The sequence below is a fragment of the Pseudomonas parakoreensis genome (assembly GCF_021602155.1).
GTDB lineage: Bacteria > Pseudomonadota > Gammaproteobacteria > Pseudomonadales > Pseudomonadaceae > Aquipseudomonas > Aquipseudomonas parakoreensis.
The window spans coordinates 115,585-140,027 of record NZ_BQHY01000010.1 but is presented as its reverse complement, the minus strand read 5'-3'; the positions used below and the strand labels follow the sequence as shown (position 1 = coordinate 140,027).

The window sequence follows — 24,443 nt, the reverse complement described above, 5'->3', positions numbered from 1 at the left end:
TTCAAGCGCGGATAAAAGCCAGCATCCGTTGCAGCATCGCATCACAGGCATCGAGTTGCGCGCGACTGACAAACTCGTCCGGTTTGTGCCCCTGATCCATGCTGCCGGGACCACAGACCACCGTTGGGATACCCGCCGCATCGAACAGCCCGCCCTCGGTGCCGAACGCCACGGTGCCGAATTCCCGCGAACCGCAGAACGCCGCGATCAGCTCCGCCGCCTGACTCTGCGCATCGGTGGCCAGGCCGGGATAAGCCGACAGCTCACTGAAATGAATCGCGCTGTGCTCGCTGACCGCCCGCATGCGCGGCAGCACGTGCTGCTCGGCGTAGGACTGCAACTGCTGCGCGACCAGGCTCGGATCCTGCGAGGGCAGGGCGCGGATTTCGAAGTCGAAGCGGCAATCGGCGGGGACGATGTTCAAGGCCTTGCCGCCGCTGATCACGCCGGTCTGCACCGTGCTGTAGGGCGGATCGAAACGGCTGTCGTGCTGCTCGGGTGCCTTCAGTTGTTGGCCGATGCGCCCCAGTTCGCCGATCAGCTCGGCGGCATACTCGATGGCGTTGACCCCTAGCGGCGCGTAGGCCGAATGGCACGGATGCCCGTGTACGTCGCAGCGCATCGCCAGTTTGCCTTTGTGGCCGAGCACTGGTTTCAGTTCGGTGGGTTCACCAATGATGCACAGCAAAGGTTTGACTGGACGTTGTTCCAGTTCGGCGAGCAACGAGCGCACGCCGAGGCAACCGACTTCTTCATCGTAAGACAGGGCAATGTGCACCGGCATGCGCAGTGTTGCTTGCACCAGCGCCGGCACCAAGGCCAGCACGCAGGCAATGTAACCCTTCATGTCTGCGGTGCCGCGCCCGAACAGCTTGCCGTCGTGCTCGCTGAGTTCGAACGGCGCTACGGTCCACGGCTGGCCGTCGACCGGTACCACATCGGTGTGCCCCGAGAGCACAATGCCCGGTTGCCCGGCCGGGCCCATCGTCGCGAACAGATTGGCCTTGCTGCGCTCGGCGTTGTAGATCAGCTCGCACGGTACGTCGAAGCCAGCGAGGTAATCACGCACGAACTCGATCAGTTGCAGATTGGATTCGCGGCTGGTGGTGTCGAAGCCCACCAGCGTCTTGAGCAACGCGGCGCTGTTGCTCATCGATCATCTCCGGCAACGCCATAGCCCGGTGCCTTGGCCGGGTCGAGCGCGCGATCGATGTAGTCCTGCAGCTGCGGCTGATAGGCGTCCCAGAGTCTTTGCAACTCGCCGATCGGATTCTCGTCGGCCCAGTCGACCCGCAGATTGACGATCGGCCAGGTCTGCTCGCCGACCACCATCACGGCCGCCGAATGCACTGGCCCGGCTTCGCCACCGAGCGCCTGGGCGGCGTGCAGGGCCTTGAGCAAGCGGTCGGCCAATTGGCCTTCGCCGTCTTCAAAGGCGCTGACCATTGCTTCGATCACCGCGCGCCCGGCGAGCATGTTGCCGGCGGCCACGCATTGTTCGCCGGACACGGCGTTGTGCACGCCGAGGGTTTGCGCCCCACTGAAATGCGCGGTCTGGCCGAGGTGGTTGATCGCGGTGATTTGCCGGTACTGGCTATAGCCGTTGCGGGTCAGCACCTGGTCCAGCGCCGCATCGGGCGCGTGACCTTGTTCCATCAGCGCGAGGACTTCCGGGCCGAGGGACGGCAGGGTGATGTTCTGGCTCGATACTGCACCCACCCCCGGCAGCAGCCACGGGCAACGCGCGCCGACGGCGATGCTGGAGGAACTGATGGCGACACCGAACTGGCCGGTTTCGGGGCAACGGGCTGCGATTGAAAAGGTCATGGTCTAACTCCTTTCGAGGAATTTGTTGTCCTTGCGGGCCTCATCGCTGGCAAGCCAGCTCCCACAGTTATTGGGTTGGTCACAAAATCTGTAAGCACCTCAAAACCTGTGGGAGCTGGCTTGCCAGCGATAGCCGCGACTCGGTCTGCCGACTTACTCGGGAATCACAGCCACCACATCAATCTCCATCAGCCACTGCGGCTGCCCGAGTGCCGACACCACCAGCCCGGTGGAAATCGGGAACACGCCTTTGAGCCACTTGCCGACTTCCTGGTACACCGGCTCGCGGTAGCGCGGGTCGATCAGGTAAGTCGTGGTCTTGACGATGTGGCTCATGTCGCTGCCGGCTTCTTCCAGCAGTTGCTTGACGTTGCGCATGGCCTGTTCGGCCTGCGCGCGCGGATCCCCGAGGCCCACCAGATTGCCGTCAAAATCAGTGCCGACCTGACCCCGGACATACACGGTGTTGCCGGCACGTACGGCTTGGCACAGGTCGTTGTCCAGGGTCTGGTTTGGGTAAGTGTCCTTGGTGTTGAACATACGGATGCGGGTGTGGGTTGGCTTGCTCATGTACAGCTCCAGACTGGGTATTCAGCGGCGCAGAAGCACCGCCGCGAAAGTAGGCAATCAAGCGTCGACGGTGTCGGCGGCTTTCGTGTTGGCGGTCGAATGCAGGGCGGCTTCACGCTGCTCGGCATCTTTGTAATCAAGGTATTTGCGCTGGGTGGCGATGTGGTCGGCCACGTGTTTGGCGTCATGCCAGACGCCCCAGATAAACGACGAACCGCGCCGCGACTGCCATGGCAGCCCGAGGAAATACACCCCCGGCTCACTGGACACGCCGCGCTGGTGCTGCGGTTTGCCCTTGTCATCAAATGCCGCGACTTGCAGCCAGGAATAATCCACGGCGAAGCCGGTGGCCCAGATGATCGAGGTGATCCCGGCTTCTGCCAGATTCAGATCGAGCAGCGGATTTTTCACGCACTCCGGATCTGGATAGGTCTCTCGCGCTTCAGGTTCTTGCGGCAGGTCGAGGCCGTTGCGTTCGATGTAGGCATCGGCGGCATCCAGCAAGGCGAGGTAGTTGTCATCGCCACGCTTGAGGTTGTCGACCAGGTCCTGCTTGAAAGTCACCACGCCGTTGTTGAACGACTCGGTCACGCCAACCAGAGTCATGCCGCGATGGGCCAGACCACGAAAATCGATGGTGCGCCCGCCATGGGCGCCGCTGACCGCGATGGTCACGTGTTCGCGACCGGGTTTCATCGCCGCCTGATCCCACTCGCCGAGCACCCCCAGCCACCAACAGAAATCGCGGTTGCGATAGGCACGCGGCGGACGGTCGTGAGCGCCGACCGAAAGGTAAACCTGTTTGCCGGAACGCTGCAGTTCATCGGCGATCTGCACGCCGGACGAACCGGCACCGACCACCAGCACTGCGCCGTCGGGCAGTTGCTGCGGGTTGCGATAGTCGGCGGAGTGGATCTGCAACAGACGCGGGTCTTGCGGTGCAATCGGCGGGATCACCGGACGCTGGAAAGGACCGGTCGCCGCGACCACCCGGCTAGCCTCGATCACGCCCTCGGAGGTCTCGACAGTGAAGCCCGGACGCCCGACATTGCGCACCACGCTTTTGACCTCGACGCCGGTGCGGATCGGCGCATTGAATTTCTTCGCGTAGGCTTCGAAATAGTCCGCGACGCGCTCCTTGGGGGCGAAACCATCGGGATCAACGTCATCGAATTCCAGCCCCGGAAAGCGGTCGTGCCACGCCGGACCGTTGGCCACCAACGAGTCCCAGCGCCCGCTGCGCCAGCGTTCGGCAATGCGGCTGCGCTCCAGCACCAGATGCGGTACACCGAGTTTGCTCAGGTGCTCGCTCATCGCCACCCCCGCCTGTCCGGCGCCCACGACAAGCGTGTCTGTTTTTATTGTTTCAGTGCTCATTTGTACATCCTTCCTGGCAAGGCAAGTGGATTCGGATCGCTTCAGGCTTGTCCGTTTTGCTTGCGGTCAGACTAGGCAGGAGGGGGGTATCGGTAAAATATTATTAAGCTGGGATGTGAAGATAAAATTCTGATGCAACGCTCTGAGAACCCCGTGGTTAAAGGGCTTCGGATGATCTGAGGTATTCAGAAGGTCAGTCTTGGGCCCAGGTAGGCGTTGGCGTTTTCGATATCATCGTCGCCCAGTGCGCCAACGTCGGCAGCGAGTCGCAGCCTGGCCAGCAAGTAGCGCAGCTTGGCTTCAAACAGGTCTCGGCGAGCAGTGAAGATCTGCTCTTGAGCATTGAGGATATCGATGTTGGTGCTACTGCCGGCGAGAAAGCCTTTCTTCGACGACATCAGCGAGCGTTCGCTGGACATGACGGCTTTTTCCAGCGCGTGGATTCGCGCTTCTCCACTTTGCACACTGCGAAATTCCCGGGTGGTGCCGGAGATGATTTCCTCGCGGGTTGCATTCAGATCCTCTTCTGCCTGATCCCGTGTGGCGACGCTCTGCCGGGCCCGGGCGCTGACATAACCGCCGCTGTACAACGGAATGTTCAACTCCACTCCAGCCGAGGTGTAGCGGTTGCGTTGATTCTGGGTGGACAGGGTTTCACTGTCGGCGGCGGTGTAACCCAGTACCAGATCGAGGGTCGGCCAGTGACCGGCCTTTGCCTTGGCGACTTCTTCATCAGCAGTATTAACGTTCAAGCGTCGGGCACGGATCGAAGGGTTGTCCGTTCCCGCGCGGATGATCCACTCCTGCAGAGTGTTGGGCTGCAGGGGTGGGGTGGGAAAGGTTTCCTGCAGTGTGGCGACCTGCTCGGGTGCTTCGCCAATGTATTCCTGCAGTTGACGTCTGGCGACGACGAGGCTGTCCTGAGCTTCGATCAGCTCAGCCTGAGCCAGGTCGCGCCTGGCCACGGCCTCATCGACATCGGTCACGGTACCGTCACCCAGCTCGCGGCGGCGTTGAGTGGACGCCACCTGCTCATTCAGCGCGTTGAGCTTGGCCGCCGCCAGCTTGGCGGTTTCATGAGCCAGCAGCACGTCGAAGTAGCGCCCGGCCAGGCGCACTGCCGAGTCCTGAGCCTTGCCATCGAACACTGCGTTACCGTATTCGGCCTGGTACTGGCCCTGGCGGTACTCGGCCATTTTCTGTTTGTTGAATAATGGTTGGCGCAGTTGCAGCGTGGCACCGCGAGAGGCGTAGTTCAGATCGTTGGTGTGGTTGTTGCCGTAGAAATCAGGCTGCTTCTGCGTGCCATTGATGTGATTGTCGAACGCGGTGATACCGATTTTTGGCAGTAGTCCCGCCTTGCCGATCGCTCGGTTTTCCAGGGCCGCCTCTCTTTCGTGACCGGCGGAAAGGTAGGTCGGGCCCTGAAACTGCATCAGATTCCAGGACTCGCGAAGATCCAGTGCCGGCACTGGCTGCGCCAGGACCAACAGCACTGTCATGCCGATGATCCGGTGCACCTCATTGCTCCTTGAACGCGCTGTTGACGCGGTCGAGCAATGGTTTCAACAGATAGCTCAGCATGTTGCGCTCACCGGTCTTGATCGTCACTGAGGCGGGCATGCCCGCGCGTATGTGATTGCTGCCAAGCATCGTCATCCCGTCCTGGGTAACTTCAATCTGCGCCAGGTAATAGGGTTGTTTGTTGTCCTCACTCATCAGCCGGTCAGCCGAGATGGTCAGCACCTTCCCCGGGATGTTCGGCGTTTGCACATGGTTGAATGCGGGAAATGAAATGGTCACCGGCAGCCCCGGGTTCATGCGGTCGATCGCTTGCACCGGAATCATTGCGTCGATTTGCAGCGGCTCATGGGCGGGGACGATTTCCATGATTTTGAAACCGGGTGCAATCACGCCGCCGACAGTCGACACACCCAGCCCTTGCACCATGCCGTCGATGGGCGAACGGATTACGGTGTGTCGAACCTGATAGTCCAAGGCTTGCAAGCGATCGGTGAGAGTGCTGTTTTCTTTCTGCACATCAGCCAACAGCGACTGCACTTCCTTGCGGTAGTCGTACTCGCGCTGAATGATCCGTAACTTGATGTCGGCGGCCTGGCCCCGGGCGCGGGCGATGTTGTTCAGATTGTCGGCCTGGGACGCGTTCAGATCGGATCCGCTACGCTCCAGCTCCAGCATCCGATTGCGCGGCACGTAGCCTTCGGCGGCGAGTTGGCGCACCCCAACCAGTTCCTGATTGAGAAAACCGATCTGTGAGGCGCGTGCGTTGTAGACGCGTTGCAGTCCCTTGATCTGCGCATCGGCGGAGTTAAGCGATTCACGCAGGATGTCGAGTTCGCCGGCCAGACTGGCGCGCCGCGTTTCGAACAGATGACGCTGCAAGCGGATGGCCTCCGCCAGGTGTTCGTTGGCGGCATAGCGCTTGAGCATGAGCGGATCGAATACGACGTCCGGCAAACCGTCGCGTTCAGCTTGCAGACGGTTCTCCATGGTTTTGGTAGCGATGAACTGGGCATTCACCACGCCTTGTTCCGAGAGCGCCTGAGTGGCGTCCAGCCGTACCAGTTCCTGATCCTTGCTGACGTTATCGCCTTCGCGCACCAGAATGGCTTCAATGGTGCCGCCAGTCTGGTGCTGAATGGCCTTGCGGTTACTGGTGACCTTGACCGTTGCGCTGGCAACGATCCCGGCGTCTAGCGGCGCCAGCCACGACCAGAGCAGGAAACTGCCAAAACCGACGATCACCAGCAGTACACCCCAGCGCGCCGGGCGCCGATCATCGACATCGATGTCGGCCATGGCGCGCATCAGCTCCCGGCCATGCGCATCCACACTCAACGTGCCCATTTATTCTCTCCCGCGCACGGCAGACAGGGTTGGCGAACCCACGGTTGGCAGCACGCTGGTCTGGCGCAGCGCGGCGAACACTTCTTCACGAGGGCCGAACAATTGAGTGCTGCCTTCACGCAACATCAGAACTTTATCGACGGTACCGAGAATGCTTGGTCGGTGGCTGATCAGCACAGTGGTGCAGCGCCGTTGTTTGAGATCCTCAAGTACTTCGATCAGGGCCTTTTCCCCGGCGTCGTCAAGGTTGGCGTTGGGTTCGTCAAGCACGATCACCGAGGGTTCGCCATACAGCGCGCGAGCCAGGCCAATGCGCTGGCGCTGGCCGCCGGACAACGGATTGCCGTCGACATCCAGCGTCGTGTCATAACCGTGAGCAAAGCGCAGGATCATGTCGTGGACGCCTGCTCGCTTGGCAGCGATGATGACCGCATCACTGTCGATGTCACCAAAACGCGCGATGTTGTCGGCGATGCTGCCTTCGAACAGTTCCACATCCTGGGGCAGATAGCCGATCCATGGGCCGAGTTCCTGCTTGTTCCACAGGTAGACGTCGGCGCCGTCCAGACGCACCTTGCCGCTGAGCGCCGGCCAGATGCCGACCAGCAAACGCGCCAGTGTTGATTTGCCTGAGGCGGAGGGGCCGATGATGCCCAGTGATTCACCGGGTGAAAGATTGAAGTTGGGCCCGTGAATGATCGCCTGGGTCATTCCTGGAGCCCCGGCATGCAAGTGCTCGACCGAGATCATGCCCAGCGGTCTTTGCAGCTTCATCGCATCGGCGCGCTGTGGAAAATCCTTCAGCAGGTTCTTTAGCCGTCCCCACGCACGACGACTGGTCAGCAATTGTTTCCAGGCGCCAATCAGTTGCTCCACCGGCGCCAGTGCACGGCCGCTGAGGATCGAACAGGCGATCATCATGCCCGGCGTAATCGAGCCTTCGATAGCCAGCAAGGCGCCAGTGCCGAGGATCAGTGATTGCAGGGTAATCCGCACGAACCGCCCAAGACCACTGATATAGGCGGCTCGATCCGAGGCCAGGGTCTGCATTTGCAGAATCTGCAGATGGTTGTCGAACCAGCGACCGGTGATCGCCGGCAACATGCCCATCGCTTCAATGACTTCAGCGTTGCGCAGATTGTTATTGGCGAAAGTTCCCGAGATCTGTGCAGCGATATTGGCTTCGCCCAACGGCTTTTTCGTGGCTATCTCGGTGAGCCATGTCAGCGCCACCAATACCAGCGAGCCACAGAGGGTGACGATGCCCAGCAAGGGATGAATCAGATAGGCGACAAACAGGTAAATCGGCGTCCAGGGCGCATCGAAAAACGCGAACAAGCCATTGCCGGTCAGAAACTGACGTACCTGTGCGAGGTCCTGCAGTGCCTGGGCAGGATTGCCGCCGGCGCGCTGCAAGTTACGCTCGAAAGCAGCGGTAAACACACGGCGGTTGAGGGCCATGTCGAGACGGTTGCCAACGCGGATCATCACCCGGGTACGCACCACTTCCAGCATGGCCAGCAAGGTATACAGGCCGATCATCAGAATCGTCAGCATCAGTAGCGTGGTCAGGTTGCTGCTGACCAGCGCCCGGTCATAGACCTGCAGCATGTAAATGGCGGGAGAGAGCATCAGCACGTTGATCACACCACTGAATCCGGCCAGCGAATAAAACGTGCGGCGCAACCGAAAAAACACGTCGGCCAACTCGGATCGCGAGTGATTTTTCTTGTTCATCGGGAAGGTTCCAATGCCGTAGCGTCATGTAGCTCAGCGTAGGAGAGTGACTGTTGGTCGGATAAAGGTGCGATCCGGCTTTTTAGCGAGCGGCATATTTTTGACTGTCAGTAGCGCTTTGCAAAACAACAGGTTGTTGTGGATTTTTTGAGTTTCTTGTTACGAAGAAAGCTTATTGACGGTTAAAAATCGCCCGACTTAAGTCTAATTTCCCCGCCACGGACGCCGCCGGCACCCGGCATCGCTGCAGGTTTCCTGCTATTAATCACTGGGTGTCTGAATGCTCAGCCATTTCAGGAGTGCGTCATGAATCCTTTCATCCGCATCGGCATTGCCGATGATCATCCTCTGCTGCGTGAAGGTGTCGCCAATACCCTGCGAAAAAGGACCGACCTGCAGGTTGTGGAGCAGGGTGGCAGTGCTGATGACGCTCGTGATATCGCACAACGGATGAGGCCGGACGTGATGTTGATGGACGTCAACATGCCGGGCGATGTATTTGCCGCAGTCAAATACATCGCCACGCAACTGCCGGAGGTAAAGGTGCTGATGCTGACCGTCTCCGAATCTGAGGATGACGCCTATTCGGCACTGGAGGCCGGCGCGCGTGGGTATGTGTTGAAGGGCGTCAGCGGACCGGATCTGGTGCAGGCCATCCGTTCGATTGCCAGAGGCGAAACGTTTATCACCCCAGAATTTGCCAACAAACTGCTGAGCAATTTCAAGCGGCATGAAGCTGAGGTGCGCAAGATCGACCTCACGCACAGGGAGGAGCAGATCATCCGCGAGGTTTCAAAAGGCCTGACCAATAAGGAAGTGGCATCGAAGCTCTTCATCAGCGAAAAAACCGTCAAGTACTACATGACCTGTGTCATGCAGAAGTTGCATGCGCGCAACCGTGTTGAAGCGGTCACGGCGCTCAGGCGCCATTGGGAGCGTGAGGCTGTCGGTCGTTTGCATGTCGGTCCGGTACCGTCACAGCTGGATGCCCACGGGGGTTCTTGATCAGTATTTGAGTTGTGCACTGACCGCGGTGCCGGTGTCTGGTGACGACTGGATCCTGAACACGCCGCCCAGCGACTCTACGCGATAACGCAGACCGGCCAGACCCAGCCGGTTTCTACCGTGGCCATCGACCAGCAATGCATCCGCGGCCATTCCGGGCCCGCCATCCTTGACGGTAACCAGCAACGCTCCGTCGATATGATGAGCGATGATCGCCTGGTCTTTGCCTTGCGCATGGCGATAGGCATTGTTGAGGGTTTCCTGAACAAACCGGTAGAGGCACAGCTTGACCGGTAGCGGTGCGGAGTCGGGCAGCGGCGAGACGTTTAGCTGCACCTTGCTGCCGGTGCGCTGCTCATGCCGCTGCGCCACCAGATGCAGTTCTTGCGTCAACGTCAGGTCGTTGATTTCCGGAAGGGCCAGACCTCGCGAAAGATCGCGCACTTCGCGCAGCGCATCAGTAGCGGCGCCGCGGATGGTTTCCAGCGATTCCTGATCGAGCGTGTCGCAGTGCTCGGCGAGATCGTCCAGGCGGATCAGAATCAGGGTCAACAATTGCGCTGGACCATCGTGAAGGTCGGCGCCGATGCGACGCAGGGTCAATTCGTTGATGCGGGAGAATTCTTGGGTCGCGGTGTTGATCTTGCGATGCAGTGCCGCATTGCTGACGCGCAGTCGGGTTTGTTCCAGCAAACGTAATTGCAGTGACACTTGTTGGCGCTGGATGATCTGGTCGCCGCGTCGCACGAGGAAAAACAGCAGCGCCAGCATCGCCAGGGTGGCGGTACCGACCACCAGCCAGACCTGCTGGCGCACGCGGCTGATTTCCTGCTCCAGGCTTTCAGCCTTTTCATAGAACTCACCCACGGCAATCACTTTTCGGGTAGTGAACTCGCGCAATGGTGCATAAATTTCGTAGAGCGGAACGTTGAGTTTGCGCTCGAACTCGTTTTCTTCCTGATCCAGATCTTCGAGGTCGGTGACCACTTCGCCTTTGAGCGCATCGGCGATTTCATCCATCGGGAACTGCCGGTTGGTGATGGACTTGTCCGTGCTGTAAACCACGGTGCCATCGGCGCGCCAGATCTTTATCGAGACAATGTGGCGCTTCAGTGAACGGCTTTCCATCAGTCGATCCAGCGCCTTGATGCTGGCGGGTGACAGGCCGTTATCGCGACTCATCTCCTGCACGTAAGGCTCCAGAAACGCTTCCATGTAATGCGCGCCAGCCTCGGCGGCACTTTGCACGGCCGCCCGTTCTATGCGCGCACTCACCAGTTTGCCGACGAACAACATGGTCAGCCCGAGGATCAGCGCAGCGGCCATTACAAACTGGGTGGAGCGGCTCAAGTGACGTGTGCGCAGTTTGAAGCGTGAGCGCCAGGCGCCTCTGGAGACGGACCTTGACTCGACCAAAGTCTCAGTCTCGTCGGCGACAAAAGTCTCGTGTTTTGATTCGACTTTTGCATCTTTTGCCATCGCGTCGATTTCCTGATGATCGTGGTAAGTCGGTTGAAAAACCTTGCGAGCCAACGGATATCCGGAGTTTGCCATGTACCAGCTAAAGCGCTTTACCCTCAATGCCAACGATATTTCGTTCCTTGAACAGCAGGTGTCCTTTCCGACTATCCATATCGTTGGCTACGACAGCGCTGGCCAACCGTTGTATGGCTACGATGGCTCGGACGGCAACGTCCATGTGCTGGGTTTGCTTGGCAGCTTCAATCCGCTCGATACACCGCCCGGTGAAGCTGTCTGGTACAACGGCGCCCGCGATCCGATCGGGCTGCGCAACGTCTCCGGCCATTTCAATAACCTGACCCAGGACGGCCAGAGCTGGGGCAGCTTCGGGCAGAATTTCATTCGTCTGACGCATTCGGACTACAGTCACTACGTCCAGCAAAACCTGAGCAATGCGGCGTTGACCCTCGGCGCCGGTGTGCCTGCAGGCATCACGCCCCTGTCTGACAGTAGTTCACTGTACAGCGATCCGACAGCGTCATTGGTGGACTACACCCCCCGAATGATCAGCCAGACCATCGTCAGCGGTGGCGTCACTTTCGCAACCGACGCCAATGGTCATATTCAGCACACTGCCACGGGCGTGGCGATCGTCACTGACCCGGGCATTCTCGGCACCCTGGGTGAAATCGACACCAGTGCACCGGATTCCGGCCAGTACTACATCCGTAACCAGAACACCGTGTCGGGTGACCCCTCGACCACTGGCTGGTTCACCCTGTTCGGGCAGTTCTTCGACCATGGTCTGGACTTCATCAACAAACCCAACCAGAACGCGACCATCACGATTCCGCTGGCGCCGGACGATCCGCTCTACGGCACGATCGGCCCGGATGGGCAACCGGTGTACTCGATCAAAGTCCACCGCGCCTCCGTGGCTGAAGTGGACGGGCAGGGGCAGGCGCAGTACGTCAACCTCGACTCGCCCTACATCGATCAGAATCAGACTTACGGCTCCAATGACGCCGTCACGCAGTTGCTGCGCCAGTGGGTGGCTGACCCTAATCATCCCGGGCAATTCATCGCCGGAGCGGCCCTGTTCGATGGTACGACCTTGAGTGATGAGGCGGCCTGGACGCTTAACGGCGTACTGACTCACCAGACCCTGCCCACCTTGAGCGAGTTACGCGCGCATGTGCTGGCCACCGGTCGTGACGACCTGACCTGGGACGATATCGCCAACTTTCGTGTGCGCGACGCCCAAGGCCATGTGCTTGATGCCGACCCCAACACAGCAGGCGTGCAGGCGGTTTACACCCGTGAAGCGCTGCTGCTGGACATGAATCCGCACTTCGATGATGCGCATATCGACCAGGCTCGCCTGATGTCGCTGGATTCGCACATCACCAGCATCACCTTCGATGCCAACAACCCTTACGGCATGGTCGTCAATTACGATAATGGCGGGCCGAAGAATCTGTTCAGCTTCGTCAACTTCGCTGATTTCACCATCAGTGCAGCGCCGGGCAGTGCCGATTACGCAGTGGCCAACGAACTGTTGCTGCAATCGGTGGGCGATCACTACATTGCCGGCGACGGACGGGTGAACGAAAACTTCGGCCTCACCGCGATTCATCACGTATTCCACGAAGACCATAACGTGCAGCTGATCAATCTGCAGAACGAAGTGCTGAGCCAGACTGACGTCAATGTACGGCACAACTGGCAGGTGCAGATCAGCAATGGCAATGGCGGTTTTTACACCGACGCCAATGGCAACTTCACCTTGGCTGACGGCGTCACGGTGTCCTGGGATCAGGACAAACTCTTCTACGCCGCCAAGCTGACCGTGGAGATGGAATACCAGCATGTGGCGATCGACCAATACGCCCGGTTGATCACCCCGGACCTGCCTGAGTTCGTCACCTACGACTCGGGCATCAACACCAATATTTCGCTGGAGTATGGGCAGGCAGCGTTCCGCTTCGGGCATTCGCAACTGCGTGAAACCATTGATGCTCTGGAAAAAAATGCCAGTGGCAGCTACGACCTGACCGGTGCGATCACCCACTACGCACTGGAGCAGGCTTTCCTCAATCCGGGTGGTTTTGCCGAAGTGGGCCCAACCGCCATCGCGCTGGGCATGACCCGGCAGATCAGCAACGAAATCGACGAGTTCGTCACTCCGGCATTGCAGCAGGGTTTGCTTGGTCAGCCGCTGGATCTGGCGACCATCAACCTTGCACGCGGTCGTGATTTGGGCTTGCCAACCCTGAATCAGGCGCGACAGCAGATCCACGATGCACTGGTTGCCGAACGGGCTTCACCGGCCGGCGCGCAACACCATACGAATCTGATCGTCGATGGGCTGACGCCCTATACCAGTTGGAGTGACTTCGCCAACAACATGATTCACCCCGAGTCACTGGTGAACTTCATTGCCGCCTATTCGTTTGACGGCGATGTCGCCCACGCGCAGGCAATCATCGATGCCGACGCCACCGGCCTGACCACTAACTACGCCGGTGGCAGCGTGACGGCAGAGCAAGCGGCCTATTTCCTTTCCGGCGCGGCAGATCCGAACGGTAACCATGTCGCCGGTTATGACGGCTACAACGCCATCGATCTGTGGATCGGCGGTCTGGCGGAAAAACACGTCTACACCGGACAACTGGGCACGACCTTCAATGCGATCTTCGAGGATCAGATGGAGCGGTTGATGGACGGTGACCGTTTCTACTACCTGTTCCGCCTCGACCTCGGCTTGCCGGCGATGACCAACCTCAACGAGCAGGTGGTCACCGAGCAGTTCAAGGACATCATCGAGCGCACCACCGACGCACGGCACTTGGCGGGTGATGTGTTTGGCTACGCCGACAGCTACGTCGAATTGAGCTACACCGACTCCGGTGCCAGTGCCACCGCGTACAAGAGCGAACACAAATACGGCACGCTGATCGAAGCCAACCACATGGGCGTTTATTCCACCGGTGGCGTCGGCGGGATTGGTGGCAACGGCTTGCTGGTGAGCTTGAGCAATCCGGAAACGCATACCTCGCAGACCTACATCCGCGACTATCGTCCGGATCAGGGCCAGAATCCCGATGGCACGGCGGCAGTGGGGTACAACTCTCACGAAGTGCTGGTCGGCACCGACTACAACGACTGGCTGGATGCCGGCGACGGTGACGATACGATCTACGGCGAGGGTGGCGATGACATTCTCGATGGCAAGGCCGGCGCCGACCATATCTACGGTGGCGACGGTAACGATGTGATCTACGGCGGAGATATCGAAGACTTCCTCGATGGCGGGGAAGGCGACGACACCATTTACGCCGGCACCAGTGCCGGTGCCCTCGACGTGGTGATCGGCGGTAATGGCAATGATCACCTCTACGGCGAAGCCGGTATCGATGAGCTGTACGGTGGTGCCGGTAATGATTACATCGATGCCGGTGGCGATACTGACCTGGTGCATGGCGGCGACGGCAATGATGAAATTTATGGCGGCGACGGCCCGGACATTCTGTTCGGTGAGGACGGCGACGACATCATTTCCGGCGGCTCGACCGGTGACCAGGAGTTCGGCGGTACCGGCGACGATATTCTTCTGCCGGGCCTCGGTGGTGCTCCAGGCCAGGGCGATGGCGACGAGGCCATTGGTGATGTCGGCTTCGACATTGCCGCGTTCAGCGATGTGAACATCGCGCTGGATGCGGCGGCGGATCTGAATAATCAGAACATCGTCGCCGCACCGGGTACTGGCGTGCTGTTCCAGCCGTTCAACGCCTTGCTGACCGACATTGAAGGGTTGATCGGTTCGCGCTTCAGTGACAGTCGGCCCAACAGCGCCGCGCCGGCCAATCCGACGGCCGGCCTGATTGGCAACGCGACTGAGAACTGGCTGATTGGCGGCAGTGGTGACGATGTCGCCCAAGGCAACGGCGGCAATGATGTGATCGTCGGCGATTCGATCAAACTCGCCGACCTCAATCACCTGCTCGCCGGCCAAGGCTACGCCCAGCACTTTACCGGCCTGCAGGCCAGTCGCCCGGATTTCATTCTGGGTGACAACCATGCCGCACCCGGCACGGCTGATGGTGCAGCCGATACCGCGATCCTCAGCGGCAACTTCGCCGACTACAGCATCACCAAGTTCACCGACACCCGGCCGGGTGGTGAGTTGATCACTGCGTTCAAGGTTGTGGATCTGCGCGCGGGAGCCGCGAATGTCGACGGCACCGACATCGTTATCGGTGTCGAAAAGCTGCGCTTCGCCGATCGCACGGTCAACCTGAGCATCAACAACCACCTGCCGACCGGCAATGTCGCCGTGTCGGGATTTGCCACGGCGCCGACCACACCAAGCCGGCCAGTGCCGGCGCAGTACCGGCTGACTGCCAACACCTCGGCCATTCAGGATGCCGATGGTTTGCCCGGCCCCAGCGGATTCTCCTATCAATGGCAGGCACTGGTAGGCGCCACGTGGCTGAACATCTCCGGCGCCAATGCTTCGACATTTGCTCCGACTTCGGCACAGTTCGGACAGCAGGTGCGAGTGCTGACCACCTACACCGACAACAGTGGCACGGTGGAGCAACTGACGTCGGATCCTACTGAAGCCGTCGGGCGTTTCATCGAAGGCACCAACTTCTTCAGCAATACGCTGAACGGCACCAACTATCAGGACATCCTGATGGGCTACTCGGGCAACGACGTACTCAATGGCGGTCTCGGCTCGGACCTGCTGGATGGCGGCAGTGGCAACGACACAATGCGGGGCAATACCGGCAACGACATCTACGTGGTCGACGCCAATGGCGATGTGGTGCAGGAAAGCCTCAACGAGGGCACCGACACGGTGACGTCGTCAATCAGCTATACGCTGGGCGCCAACGTCGAGAACCTGACCTTGCTCGGCTCCAACAACATCAATGGCACCGGCAACAGTCTGGACAACATCATCACCGGCAACAGTGGCAACAACCAGCTCACCGGCCTGGCCGGCAACGACACGTTGTTCGGTGGCGGTGGCAACGACACGATGCTGGCGTCGCTCAACGATGGCAACGACCACTACGACGGCGGAACCGGCACCGACGCTTATGATTTGTCTGCCACGTCGGCGGCGGCCACGGTGGATTTGCAGGCAGGCACCTCCACCAGCACCCAGACTGGTAGCGACACCTTGACCAGCATCGAAAATGTCAACGGCAGTTCCGGCAACGATCACATTCAGGGCGATGGTGCCAGCAACCTGATGCAAGGCCAGGGTGGCAACGACTGGCTGGATGGCGGCAGCGGTGGCGACACCCTGGTGGGTGGCCAAGGACTGGACAGCGTGTTCGGCGGACTGGGCAATGACACCTTGCGGGCGTCGGTCAACGACGGTAACGACAGCTACGATGGCGGCGGCGATGTCGACACCTATGACCTGTCAGCAACCTCCGCCAGCGCCACGGTTAACCTGGCGACAGGTCTGGCGAGCAGTTCGCAGACCGGTAGTGATACGTTGATCAATGTTGAAAACGTGATCGGTGGTAGCGGTGCCAACACCTTGACCGGCGATGGTGGCGACAACGTGCTGACCGGGCAGGGCGGCACGGACACACTCGCTGGTGGCAGCGGCAACGACACCCTCGAAGGGGGCGGCAATCGCGACATCTTGTCCGGCGGCGCGGGCAATGATCTGTTCGTTTTTTCCGCCACGGGCGACTCGGGCACGTCAACGTTGACGCGGGACGTCATCAATGACTTCACCCAAGGCCAGGATCACATCGATCTATCGTTGATCGATGCGCGAACTTCCGGAGCGGGTTCTGCCGGCAATCAGGACTTTACGTTCCTCGGCGAGTGGAATGGCGTGGGTACCGAGTTCAACAATCAAGCGCAGCTCAAGTATCACTTCGTGAACGTTGGCGGCGTGGATCACACTTACGTGGAGGGCAATGTCAATTCAGGACCGGGTGCAGATATTCAGATCGATCTGGTGGGGCATATCGCGTTGACAGCCAGTGACTTTGTCGGCGTGGTTTGATTCGGCAATCAGAGAAAAAGGCGCTCATTTCAGGATATGGGCGCCTTTATTGCTCAGCCTTCGATCCAGACTGTTTTACTGCACGAAAATCAGTTCAAGTGACTGGGCGAGATACCCAGCAGCCCGCTCAGCGTATTCATGATTACCTGCTGCCGCGCGCGATTGGCCTGGTGCTCGGCTTCGGCGGCGGCGACATCGGCGGCGCAGTGCGGACAGATCACCTCGTGCGGATAGATGTACTGCAAGCAGCTGCGGCACAGGCTCAGTTGCGGGGCGATCCGGCCTTGTTCCGGCGATTGCTGGCCCTGATTGATCCATGCCAGTTTGATCACCTGACCGCTGTCACTGACGCTGCCGACTTTCTCGCCGGTGTCGATGCGTTCGGTGATCAGGTCGAAGCGGCCGACCGCAAACGATTTCTGCGCCGCGTCCTCGACCTTGACGATGCGCTCGCGCAGCCCGCGCTTGTGCAGCTCCAGCGTACGGTAATGGCAATAGGGGTTGTTGCCGGGTTTGCCGAGCAGCGAGTGCGAAGTCCAGGTGCAGCCGCCGCGACAGACGTCGTTGTAATAACAGCCACGGCAATAACCCCACATGTCATCCACCGAGCGCAGGCGGCCAAAATGCATGCCTTCGCTGTAGTGCCAGATGTCGTGCAGGCTCATGCTGCGCACATTGCCGCCGGAGAAACCCACGGTGGCCAGTGACGGGCAGCCCTTGACCGTGCCGTCGGCCTCCAGTGCCAGAACGGTCTGGCCGGCGGCGCAACCGGTCCAGTGCACGCGCTCGTCGCCGAAGCCGCGCCACAGGTGTTCATACGGGCCGTAATAGCCGATGTTGTTGCCGACATTCATCAGCAAGCCACGGTCGACACCTTCGCGATACAGCCGCGCAAGCAGCGGCATCACTTCGAGCAGTTGATAGGGTTGCAGCAGCAGTTCCGGATGGTCCACCGCGTTGCCCATGGCGACGGTGATCTGGATCTGCCAGTGGGTGGCACCGAGTTCGATGATGGTGTCCATCAGCGCTGGCAAGTCGGGCAGGGTCGCGGCGCCGATCTGGGTGTTGACGCTCACCGCCAGCCCCGCGGCTTTGGCCCGGCGCAGGGTGTCCACGGCCTTGTCGAACGAGCCGGGAACGTTGCGCACCGCATCGTGCAACGGCGCAAGTCCATCGAGGGAAATGCCCACGCCGTTGAGCCCGGCATCGACCGCCGCCTGCATCTTCGCCGGGGTCAGGTTGCGCCCGCCGGTCTGGATTGCGCAGTACATGCCGTGGTCGTGAATGGCCTTGATCAGTTGTGTCCAGTCCTTGCGCAAATAAGCTTCGCCGCCGATCAGGGTGATCTCGCGGGTGCCAAGCGCGGCCAGTGAATCGATGACGTCCAGGCATTCGCGGGTGTTGAGTTCGTCAGGCCGGCGATGCCCTGCGCGGGAGCCGCAATGCAGGCATTTCAGGTCGCAGGCCAGGGTGATCTCCCAGACCACGTGCACTGGCACGTAGCGTTTGAGATCGGTGTCGCTGAGATAACGGGCAGGGCGCACGTCTGACATGGGAAATCCTTGCGCACCATCCGGTGCGCGCTACGAAGGCATTGACCGCCGTTGAACTAGCCCCGGGCGCGATCCTGTGCAATCGCGCCCGGGGCCTGTCGGTTAGCGTTTTTCCAGACGCGTGATTTCCGCTTTCAGATGCTCAAGCGCACTGCGCAAGGCGCCCTCATGCGCCACTTGTTGCTCGGCCTGTTGCACCACGGATTTGAGCTGCGCCAGATCTCCGCCGGCCTGCGCCTGCTGCACGGCCACGGCGTACAGGGGTTGCGGATGCGGCGTGGGGTGCGGTTGCTCGCTGGGTGCCGGATGCACCGCAACGTGCTTAACCTCCTGCCACTGGCCCTTTTCTTCATAGCGATAATCGACAAAACCGCTGGCCCAGTCGCCGCCCAGGATGCCTCTGAGGTGGAAGGTCTGGGCGATCTGGCTGAGCGGGCCGCTCGGACCGCCGTCAAGGGTCAGGATGATGTGGTTCTCGACGTTTGCAGTCAGTTTGGTTTCGGAAAAACTGCCCCAGACCTGAGTCCGGAAATTGACCGTCGGCCAGGTGGCCTGAAACACGCTGGCAATCCCGCTGACACGCTTGTTCACGGTATCGACCAGCAGATCAAGGGTCAGAGCCGGTGCGCCGTGCAATGCATTGCTGATGCTGAGACGGGTGTGAAAAAGTCCAATCGACATGGTGCTACTCCCTAAGTGAATGGCGGATCAAGTGGCCTGACTCAGTGGCTCTGCAGCCGGCTGACCTCTTTCTTCGCGGTGTCCAGTGCGTCGCGCAATTTCGGCAGTTGCTCCAGTTGCTGTTCGGCGAGCCTGGCCAGGTTCTTCATCTGTGCCAGATCACCGCTGGCGATGGCGCTCTGAATCGGTGCGGCATACAGCGGCAGGATTGGTGGGTGCGGGTTGATCACCGGGCCGGGATTGAACGGTGAGGGGATCGATTCCACCAGATGCGCCGGGGCGTTGTTGACCTCATGCCAGCGTTGACCATCGAAGTAACTGTAATTGGCAACGCCTTCACGCCAGTCGGTACCGACCACCAGTCTTACTTTGAAATTAACGATGGAGTTGGCGCCTGGGCCGCCGTGATTGCCCTGGGCAGTCACGAGGATTTTGCTGACACCGGGCGACATCACGGTGAGGTAGGTGTACTCGCCCCAGACGTCGGAATGCACGTCGAGCGGCGGATTGGTCGCCTGGGTGATCGCGGCAGTGCCGTTGACTTTCGTATCGGGTGTCGAGACCAGCAGGTGCAGCGCCAGCGACTGCGCACCGGGAGCGCCGGTGCCGATGCGATAGCTCACCGGGAACAGGCCGACATTTTCAGTGGATCCGGACATGTTGATTGCCTCCATTGCAATGTGATTGATGGCTTCAGGACTTTTCGTGCCTGGAAACTTCCTTGGCCAGTTTTTCGTACGCGTCTTTCAGGTCTTGCGCTTCAGGCTTGCTGGTGTCGCGTTGTTGCAACAGCGTCTTCATGTGTTGCACATCGCCTTGCTTGATCGCACTTTGAATGGCGACGCCGTAAGGCGGGATGTTGGCCGTTGAACGGGACATAGCGAGGGTTTCCTCATTGGTGCTGCAAAACCGCCCCCTGACGAGAAGGGGCGCCTTACCTGACAGACAGGCAGCCGCGACCTGCAAGAACAGCGGCAGGCGCTGTTCTCCACGAGCGGGTTACCTGATCCGTCGGGATCTGATCGAGTGCGGGTTTCAGTGCGCGCAGCGCAGACGTCAGCGCGTCCGGGCTGGCGCCGGCGTTCTCAGCCGAACCCGCCGGGCGGGACTTCGGGAGCGTTGCGTGTGGCCTGCCTGAGTGGCAGATGCAGAGAATTGACCGGTACGTTGTTCATCTTTCTGTCCTTGATAGAACACAACGAAACGCAGGGATCAGTGACGCGCTCGGCAAGAGCGCAGGAGAACCGCAAGCACAAAAACCATCCCTGATTGCTTTTCCAGTGCCGCTACGGGCGAGTGCCGATTCGACATTCGCTGGGTGGCTGGCATATCGCCAGCGATGCAACCCTAGATGCGAATTTGCGGCCTTGCCAGAGAAAGCGCCGAACGGTCGTGGGCGGGAGATTGACGGCTCGCGGGACGTATCCGCTCAAGGGCTGCAAACCGTTGAGCGGACGAAGGTATTTCCAAGGGCAGAAAGGGCCAAGGCCAGCGCAGGGCCGGATGGATTGATTGGCAATAAGCAATCCTTCCGCCCGACATATCACGTCAGCGCTGCCCTGAGGCTGGGGAGTCAATTGCCGTCGGCGACCTTGCGTTCGATCGCATCGGTCTTGCGCTTGAGTTCCTCCGCTTCCTGTTCCTTGGTGCGGATCGAGGTCGGCGTCAGCACCTCGTCCACAGCTTTGGTATCGTCGTCGCTGTCCTGCAGATCCCGGCGAACCACATCCACCGGTTTGCCGGCAGCGTCGAGCGGAGGCGCGTTATGAGGGGTTGCGGGCTTGCGGTCGTCAGTGTTTTTCATTTTCATACCTACATTGGCTTACAACGTTGGATACGACGACATGACACGAGTTCGAGAAATTTCACGGGTGACTGTCGCGGCCCTCGGCTGTGCGCTGCTAATCGCTGCCAACTCAGCACACGCCGCCAGTTTCGACTGTGCCAAGGCCGAAGCGCCAGACGAGAAAGCCGTTTGCGCCAACCGCACGCTGAACGACTTGGACGTCACCATGGGCGAGCTCTTCAGCCTCGATAAACGCCTGCTGCCGATGGGCGGGCGCGACGCGCTGATCGGCGAACAGCAGGCTTTCCTGAAAAGCCGCAAGGCCTGTGGCGCCAAGGTCGGTTGCTTGACTGAGCTGTATCAGAAGCGGGTTGACGCGCTGCGCAACATCATCGAGACGCGGGTGATGACGCAGGGGCCGTTTTGACGGACTGATTGACCCTTTGGTCGATGCATAGCAGCATCCCGGGCAAACCATTCACAAAACGGAAAGTGCCACGATGTCTGCGCCTGATGATCTTGATGAGTTGCTGGAGCGTGTGAACGACGAGCAATCGTTCATTGCGTTTATTCAGGCACTGGGTGCCGATTTCGCCCGTGAGCAGACGATGAACGAACCGCTGTCCCCCTATGGGCGGAGCGCCTTGGGTTGGGAAAATGGATCTGTGGATGCGTTTCTCGAAGCCGCAGGTGCCTGGGCGATTGACAGTTCCAGGCAGGTGGCGGCGGAAGTCGCTTCAGCCAACGTATGGCAGCGCTGCGCGAGCATTTTGCTGGCCGGCAAGTTTTATGAGTGAGCGGGCGAGCCATCAAGAACAGAGCAGGAAAAATGAGTAGGCCGTTGAGTGAAGCCGATCTTTATCTGGTCATGCTGGAAGCGATTGAAGAAGGTTTGAACATCGATCTGCAACCCTTTTGTGAGCGGCTGCAGGTCGAACGTCGCGATCTGCTTAATCAAGTCGCGATCGCCGTAGCCAGAGATTTCCTGTCAAACACGCGTGATTTTGAGTTTGGCGATGAAGTGATGAATGCACTTATCAACTCCATCGTTGATGTGTCGATGTACGCAGAAATGCCCCAGCCAGCCTTTGACATCTATCAGGCATTTGATGCCGGCGAGTATCTGCACACAGGCGATGCGCGGGATGTTTGCCCTTGGGAGAAACATACGCGGCCGGGGCTGGAGAATATTTTGCGTAATCATTTGCCTGCGTTGGAGTAGTAACCCGGCGGGTTGCCGATTATGCAAACCGTTAGAGCAGACTCCACGACACCCCGACATAAACCCCGAACCCTTCACCCGGCGTAGACCGCGCCGCATCCAGACTTTTGTCGTCATACCCCGGCGTGACGGTGGCGGCATAGTGCTTGTTGGTCAGGTTGCGCAGGTCGAGCCAGGTTTGCCAGTCGTTTTTCGGCGCGTTGTAGCCGACGGTGGCACCGAACAGTGCGTACGGATCGGCGTAGTAGCTGTTGGCGTAATCCACCGCGACTTTGGACACCAGTTGCGTGTTGACCGCCGCGAAGAAGCCTTGCGGCCAGTCGTGGCGCAGTTCGCCCTGGTAGTAGTGCATCGGCAGGCCGGGCAGGCGGTTGTCGCCGAAGCGCTGATCGTCGCGGTAGTGGAAATCGCTGAACGTGTAGGCCTGACGCAGGCTCAATTTACGTCCGTCGGCGGCTGACCACAGCGTGCTTTGCAGACTGGCTTCCACGCCTTGGTGCACGGTGGGGCTGGCGTTGAGTTCGTACGGGGTGACGGCGTTGGCATCCGGCAATACCGACAGCAATTCGTGGCGCACCTGCGCGTAGTACCACGCCAGGCTCCACTGGCCGAGCGCGCTGTCGCCGCGACCGCCGAGTTCGAGGGTGGTCGCAGTCTGGTTCTGCAGTTTGATCGGGTCGCTCTGGGTGCCGGTCGCCGCGCCGTTGCCGGCCGGGAAGCGAATGTTCGAGCTGTAGATCAGCGACCACGGGTGCGGTGCTTCCACCGAACGGCTGAGGTTGCCGAACAGTTGCAGGTCCGGCGTGACCTGATAGCGCAGGCCCACACGCGGCGCATAGTCCCAGTCGCTCATGCTGGTCTTGCCGGCGTTTTGCGGGTAGGTGACGGCGCTTTCGCGGCGGGTGTAGAGGGCGGCGAGGCCGGTGGTCAGCCACAGGTCGTCGGCGATTTCCAGGTCGTTGCCGACGTGCAGAACGGTGTCCGAACCCTGATAGGTGAAGTTGCGCATGCGCGTGCCCGGCGCATACGCGGCGGTGTTGCCGGACGGGATGCGCACGAATTCACTGGCGCCGTCGTTGGGCAAATGTTTGGTGGTGCGCAGGCCGATGGTGCTGCGGCTTTCCATGCCGAACAGGGTGTCGCGGCGCTTGTAGTCGAACGTGCCGCTGACGTCGGTGTAGGCCACTTTCAGACGGTTCGGGCCTTCGCGCAGGTCCATCGGGTAGTCGTGATAGACCAGGCCGGTCTGAATGCTCGAATCATCGTCGATGTAGTAGGTGGTCTTGTTGCCGATGAAGGTGCTGCCCGGTTGTTTGCGGCTGTCGTCGCGCGACACATAGGCCGGGTTGGCCGCCCGTGGCGTGTGCTCGATCGAGTGTTTGGTCACGCGGCCGGCGAGGTCGTTGTCGGTCTCGCGGTAACGGAAATAGAAGCGGGTCTCCAGGTTCGGGTTGAAGCGATAGCCGAAGTTGGCGATCACGCCTTTGCTCTCGCTGGCGGTGTGATCCTGATAGCCGTCGGCGTTCGCGTCGGTCAGCGACACGTAGTAATCGAAGTCGCCCAGCACTTGCCCGGAACTGATCTGACGCTGCTGATAGCCGTGGCTGCCGGTGGCATAGCGCACCTGCAGTTTCGGCGCGTCGTAGCCGGTGTGGCTGACGTAATCGACGGCGCCGCCCAGCGCCAGTGCACCGCGATCAAAGCCGTTGGCGCCGCGCAGCACCTCCACACGGTCGAGCCACAGCGGTTCGAGCAATTCGTAGGGCGTGCCGCCGGGGCCGGTCAGCGGCAGGCCGTCGAGCATCGTGTACAACCCCGAGGCATGCGCGCCCGGTGCGCGGTTGATCCCCGAACCACGGATCGAGATTTTCACCCCTTCGTTGCCCGCCGACTGCGCGTAGACCCCGGGCTGATACGCCAGGACGTCCTGATTGCTCGCCACCCGGCCCTGCAACGGCTGACGCATGTCGACCACATTGCTGCCGCCGGGCACTTGCGCCAGACGCGCTTCGGCCTCGGCGACGGAGGCATCGGTGCCACTTTGCTCGTCAGCGGAAATCAGCACCTGGCCCAGCTCCATGCCTTTGGGTTCCTCGGCCATGACCGGGCAGGCGAGGGCCAGGCCCAGCAGGGCAGAGGGCAGGGATTTGGGCGATGGCATCGAGAAACTCCAGACAGACAGGAACGGGCAATGAACAGTGCGACGCCAGAAGGAACGATGGAAACACATGGCAATTTTGCTTTTTCGCCGGGGAGTCAGGGATGGAAGTGCTGGAGGTCAAGTCCGGAGACGGCATTCATGGCCGCAAATGCAGA

Annotated in this window: 19 protein-coding genes; 5 read left to right on the top strand and 14 right to left on the bottom strand. The window is 60.2% G+C overall.

Annotation, left to right across the window (positions count from 1 at the left end; translation table 11 throughout):
- Nucleotide 1: 1 nt before the first annotated feature.
- The 7 genes from argE to L6D63_RS17265 all read right to left on the bottom strand — a co-directional run bounded on the left by argE (nucleotide 2) and on the right by L6D63_RS17265 (nucleotide 8,379).
- Nucleotides 2–1,153, bottom strand: coding sequence for an acetylornithine deacetylase (argE, locus tag L6D63_RS17295; RefSeq protein WP_121184944.1), 1,152 nt, complete (start codon nucleotides 1,151–1,153; stop codon nucleotides 2–4).
- Complete coding sequence (locus L6D63_RS17290) at nucleotides 1,150–1,827, bottom strand: DUF1028 domain-containing protein (RefSeq protein ID WP_047294908.1); 678 nt, start codon at nucleotides 1,825–1,827, stop codon at nucleotides 1,150–1,152. The genes argE and L6D63_RS17290 overlap by 4 nt, the downstream gene beginning before the upstream one ends.
- Before the next feature lie 153 nt (nucleotides 1,828–1,980).
- On the bottom strand, nucleotides 1,981–2,397 hold the full coding sequence (locus tag L6D63_RS17285) for a RidA family protein (protein ID WP_003225869.1): 417 nt from the start codon (nucleotides 2,395–2,397) through the stop codon (nucleotides 1,981–1,983).
- Between the two features lie 57 nt (nucleotides 2,398–2,454).
- Nucleotides 2,455–3,774, bottom strand: a complete 1,320-nt coding sequence (locus tag L6D63_RS17280) for a flavin-containing monooxygenase (protein ID WP_047294907.1) — start codon at nucleotides 3,772–3,774, stop codon at nucleotides 2,455–2,457.
- Nucleotides 3,775–3,959: 185 nt separating this feature from the next.
- Nucleotides 3,960–5,276, bottom strand: a complete 1,317-nt coding sequence (locus L6D63_RS17275; RefSeq protein WP_131670211.1) for a TolC family outer membrane protein — start codon at nucleotides 5,274–5,276, stop codon at nucleotides 3,960–3,962.
- A gap of 19 nt (nucleotides 5,277–5,295) precedes the next feature.
- Complete coding sequence (locus L6D63_RS17270; RefSeq protein WP_052510567.1) at nucleotides 5,296–6,642, bottom strand: HlyD family type I secretion periplasmic adaptor subunit; 1,347 nt, start codon at nucleotides 6,640–6,642, stop codon at nucleotides 5,296–5,298.
- Complete coding sequence (locus L6D63_RS17265; protein WP_095666852.1) at nucleotides 6,643–8,379, bottom strand: type I secretion system permease/ATPase; 1,737 nt, start codon at nucleotides 8,377–8,379, stop codon at nucleotides 6,643–6,645.
- 306 nt (nucleotides 8,380–8,685) lie between these two features.
- On the opposite strand from L6D63_RS17265, the gene L6D63_RS17260 reads away from it, so the two are divergent.
- Nucleotides 8,686–9,384 (top strand): response regulator, encoded by a 699-nt coding sequence (locus L6D63_RS17260; protein WP_131670212.1) that lies wholly within the window; start codon nucleotides 8,686–8,688, stop codon nucleotides 9,382–9,384.
- Here L6D63_RS17260 and L6D63_RS17255 read toward each other — a convergent pair whose 3' ends face one another.
- A complete protein-coding gene (locus L6D63_RS17255; RefSeq protein WP_047295113.1) occupies nucleotides 9,385–10,863 on the bottom strand; it encodes a sensor histidine kinase in 1,479 nt (492 codons plus the stop codon).
- Nucleotides 10,864–10,936: 73 nt separating this feature from the next.
- On the opposite strand from L6D63_RS17255, the gene L6D63_RS17250 reads away from it, so the two are divergent.
- Nucleotides 10,937–16,885: a peroxidase family protein gene (locus tag L6D63_RS17250; RefSeq protein WP_131670213.1), complete on the top strand. Its 5,949-nt coding sequence runs from the start codon at nucleotides 10,937–10,939 to the stop codon at nucleotides 16,883–16,885.
- A gap of 89 nt (nucleotides 16,886–16,974) precedes the next feature.
- Here the strand turns inward: L6D63_RS17250 and L6D63_RS17245 are convergent, their stop codons facing one another.
- The 5 genes from L6D63_RS17245 to L6D63_RS17225 form a co-directional block, all read right to left on the bottom strand.
- A complete protein-coding gene (locus L6D63_RS17245) occupies nucleotides 16,975–18,438 on the bottom strand; it encodes a GDL motif peptide-associated radical SAM/SPASM maturase (RefSeq protein WP_131670214.1) in 1,464 nt (487 codons plus the stop codon).
- Nucleotides 18,439–18,540: 102 nt separating this feature from the next.
- Nucleotides 18,541–19,119 (bottom strand): DUF1842 domain-containing protein, encoded by a 579-nt coding sequence (locus tag L6D63_RS17240; protein WP_131670215.1) that lies wholly within the window; start codon nucleotides 19,117–19,119, stop codon nucleotides 18,541–18,543.
- Nucleotides 19,120–19,160: 41 nt separating this feature from the next.
- Nucleotides 19,161–19,778, bottom strand: a complete 618-nt coding sequence (locus L6D63_RS17235) for a DUF1842 domain-containing protein (RefSeq protein WP_131670216.1) — start codon at nucleotides 19,776–19,778, stop codon at nucleotides 19,161–19,163.
- Nucleotides 19,779–19,812: 34 nt separating this feature from the next.
- Nucleotides 19,813–19,998 (bottom strand): DUF1843 domain-containing protein, encoded by a 186-nt coding sequence (locus L6D63_RS17230; protein WP_095666847.1) that lies wholly within the window; start codon nucleotides 19,996–19,998, stop codon nucleotides 19,813–19,815.
- 694 nt (nucleotides 19,999–20,692) lie between these two features.
- Nucleotides 20,693–20,923: a hypothetical protein gene (locus L6D63_RS17225; protein ID WP_027613005.1), complete on the bottom strand. Its 231-nt coding sequence runs from the start codon at nucleotides 20,921–20,923 to the stop codon at nucleotides 20,693–20,695.
- 40 nt (nucleotides 20,924–20,963) lie between these two features.
- Between L6D63_RS17225 and L6D63_RS17220 the strand changes: the two genes are divergently transcribed.
- From L6D63_RS17220 to L6D63_RS17210, 3 genes are all read left to right on the top strand, one after another.
- Nucleotides 20,964–21,332, top strand: a complete 369-nt coding sequence (locus L6D63_RS17220) for a lysozyme inhibitor LprI family protein (protein WP_131670217.1) — start codon at nucleotides 20,964–20,966, stop codon at nucleotides 21,330–21,332.
- A 73-nt stretch (nucleotides 21,333–21,405) separates the two neighbouring features.
- Nucleotides 21,406–21,702 (top strand): DUF7660 family protein, encoded by a 297-nt coding sequence (locus L6D63_RS17215; protein ID WP_131670218.1) that lies wholly within the window; start codon nucleotides 21,406–21,408, stop codon nucleotides 21,700–21,702.
- 44 nt (nucleotides 21,703–21,746) lie between these two features.
- Nucleotides 21,747–22,127 carry a hypothetical protein gene (locus L6D63_RS17210; RefSeq protein WP_236170361.1) on the top strand — a complete coding sequence of 127 codons (381 nt, stop codon included), beginning with the start codon at nucleotides 21,747–21,749 and terminating at the stop codon, nucleotides 22,125–22,127.
- A 31-nt stretch (nucleotides 22,128–22,158) separates the two neighbouring features.
- Here the strand turns inward: L6D63_RS17210 and L6D63_RS17205 are convergent, their stop codons facing one another.
- Entirely contained in the window at nucleotides 22,159–24,288 is a 2,130-nt protein-coding gene (locus L6D63_RS17205) for a TonB-dependent receptor family protein (RefSeq protein ID WP_131670219.1), read from the bottom strand.
- Nucleotides 24,289–24,443 lie beyond the last annotated feature (155 nt).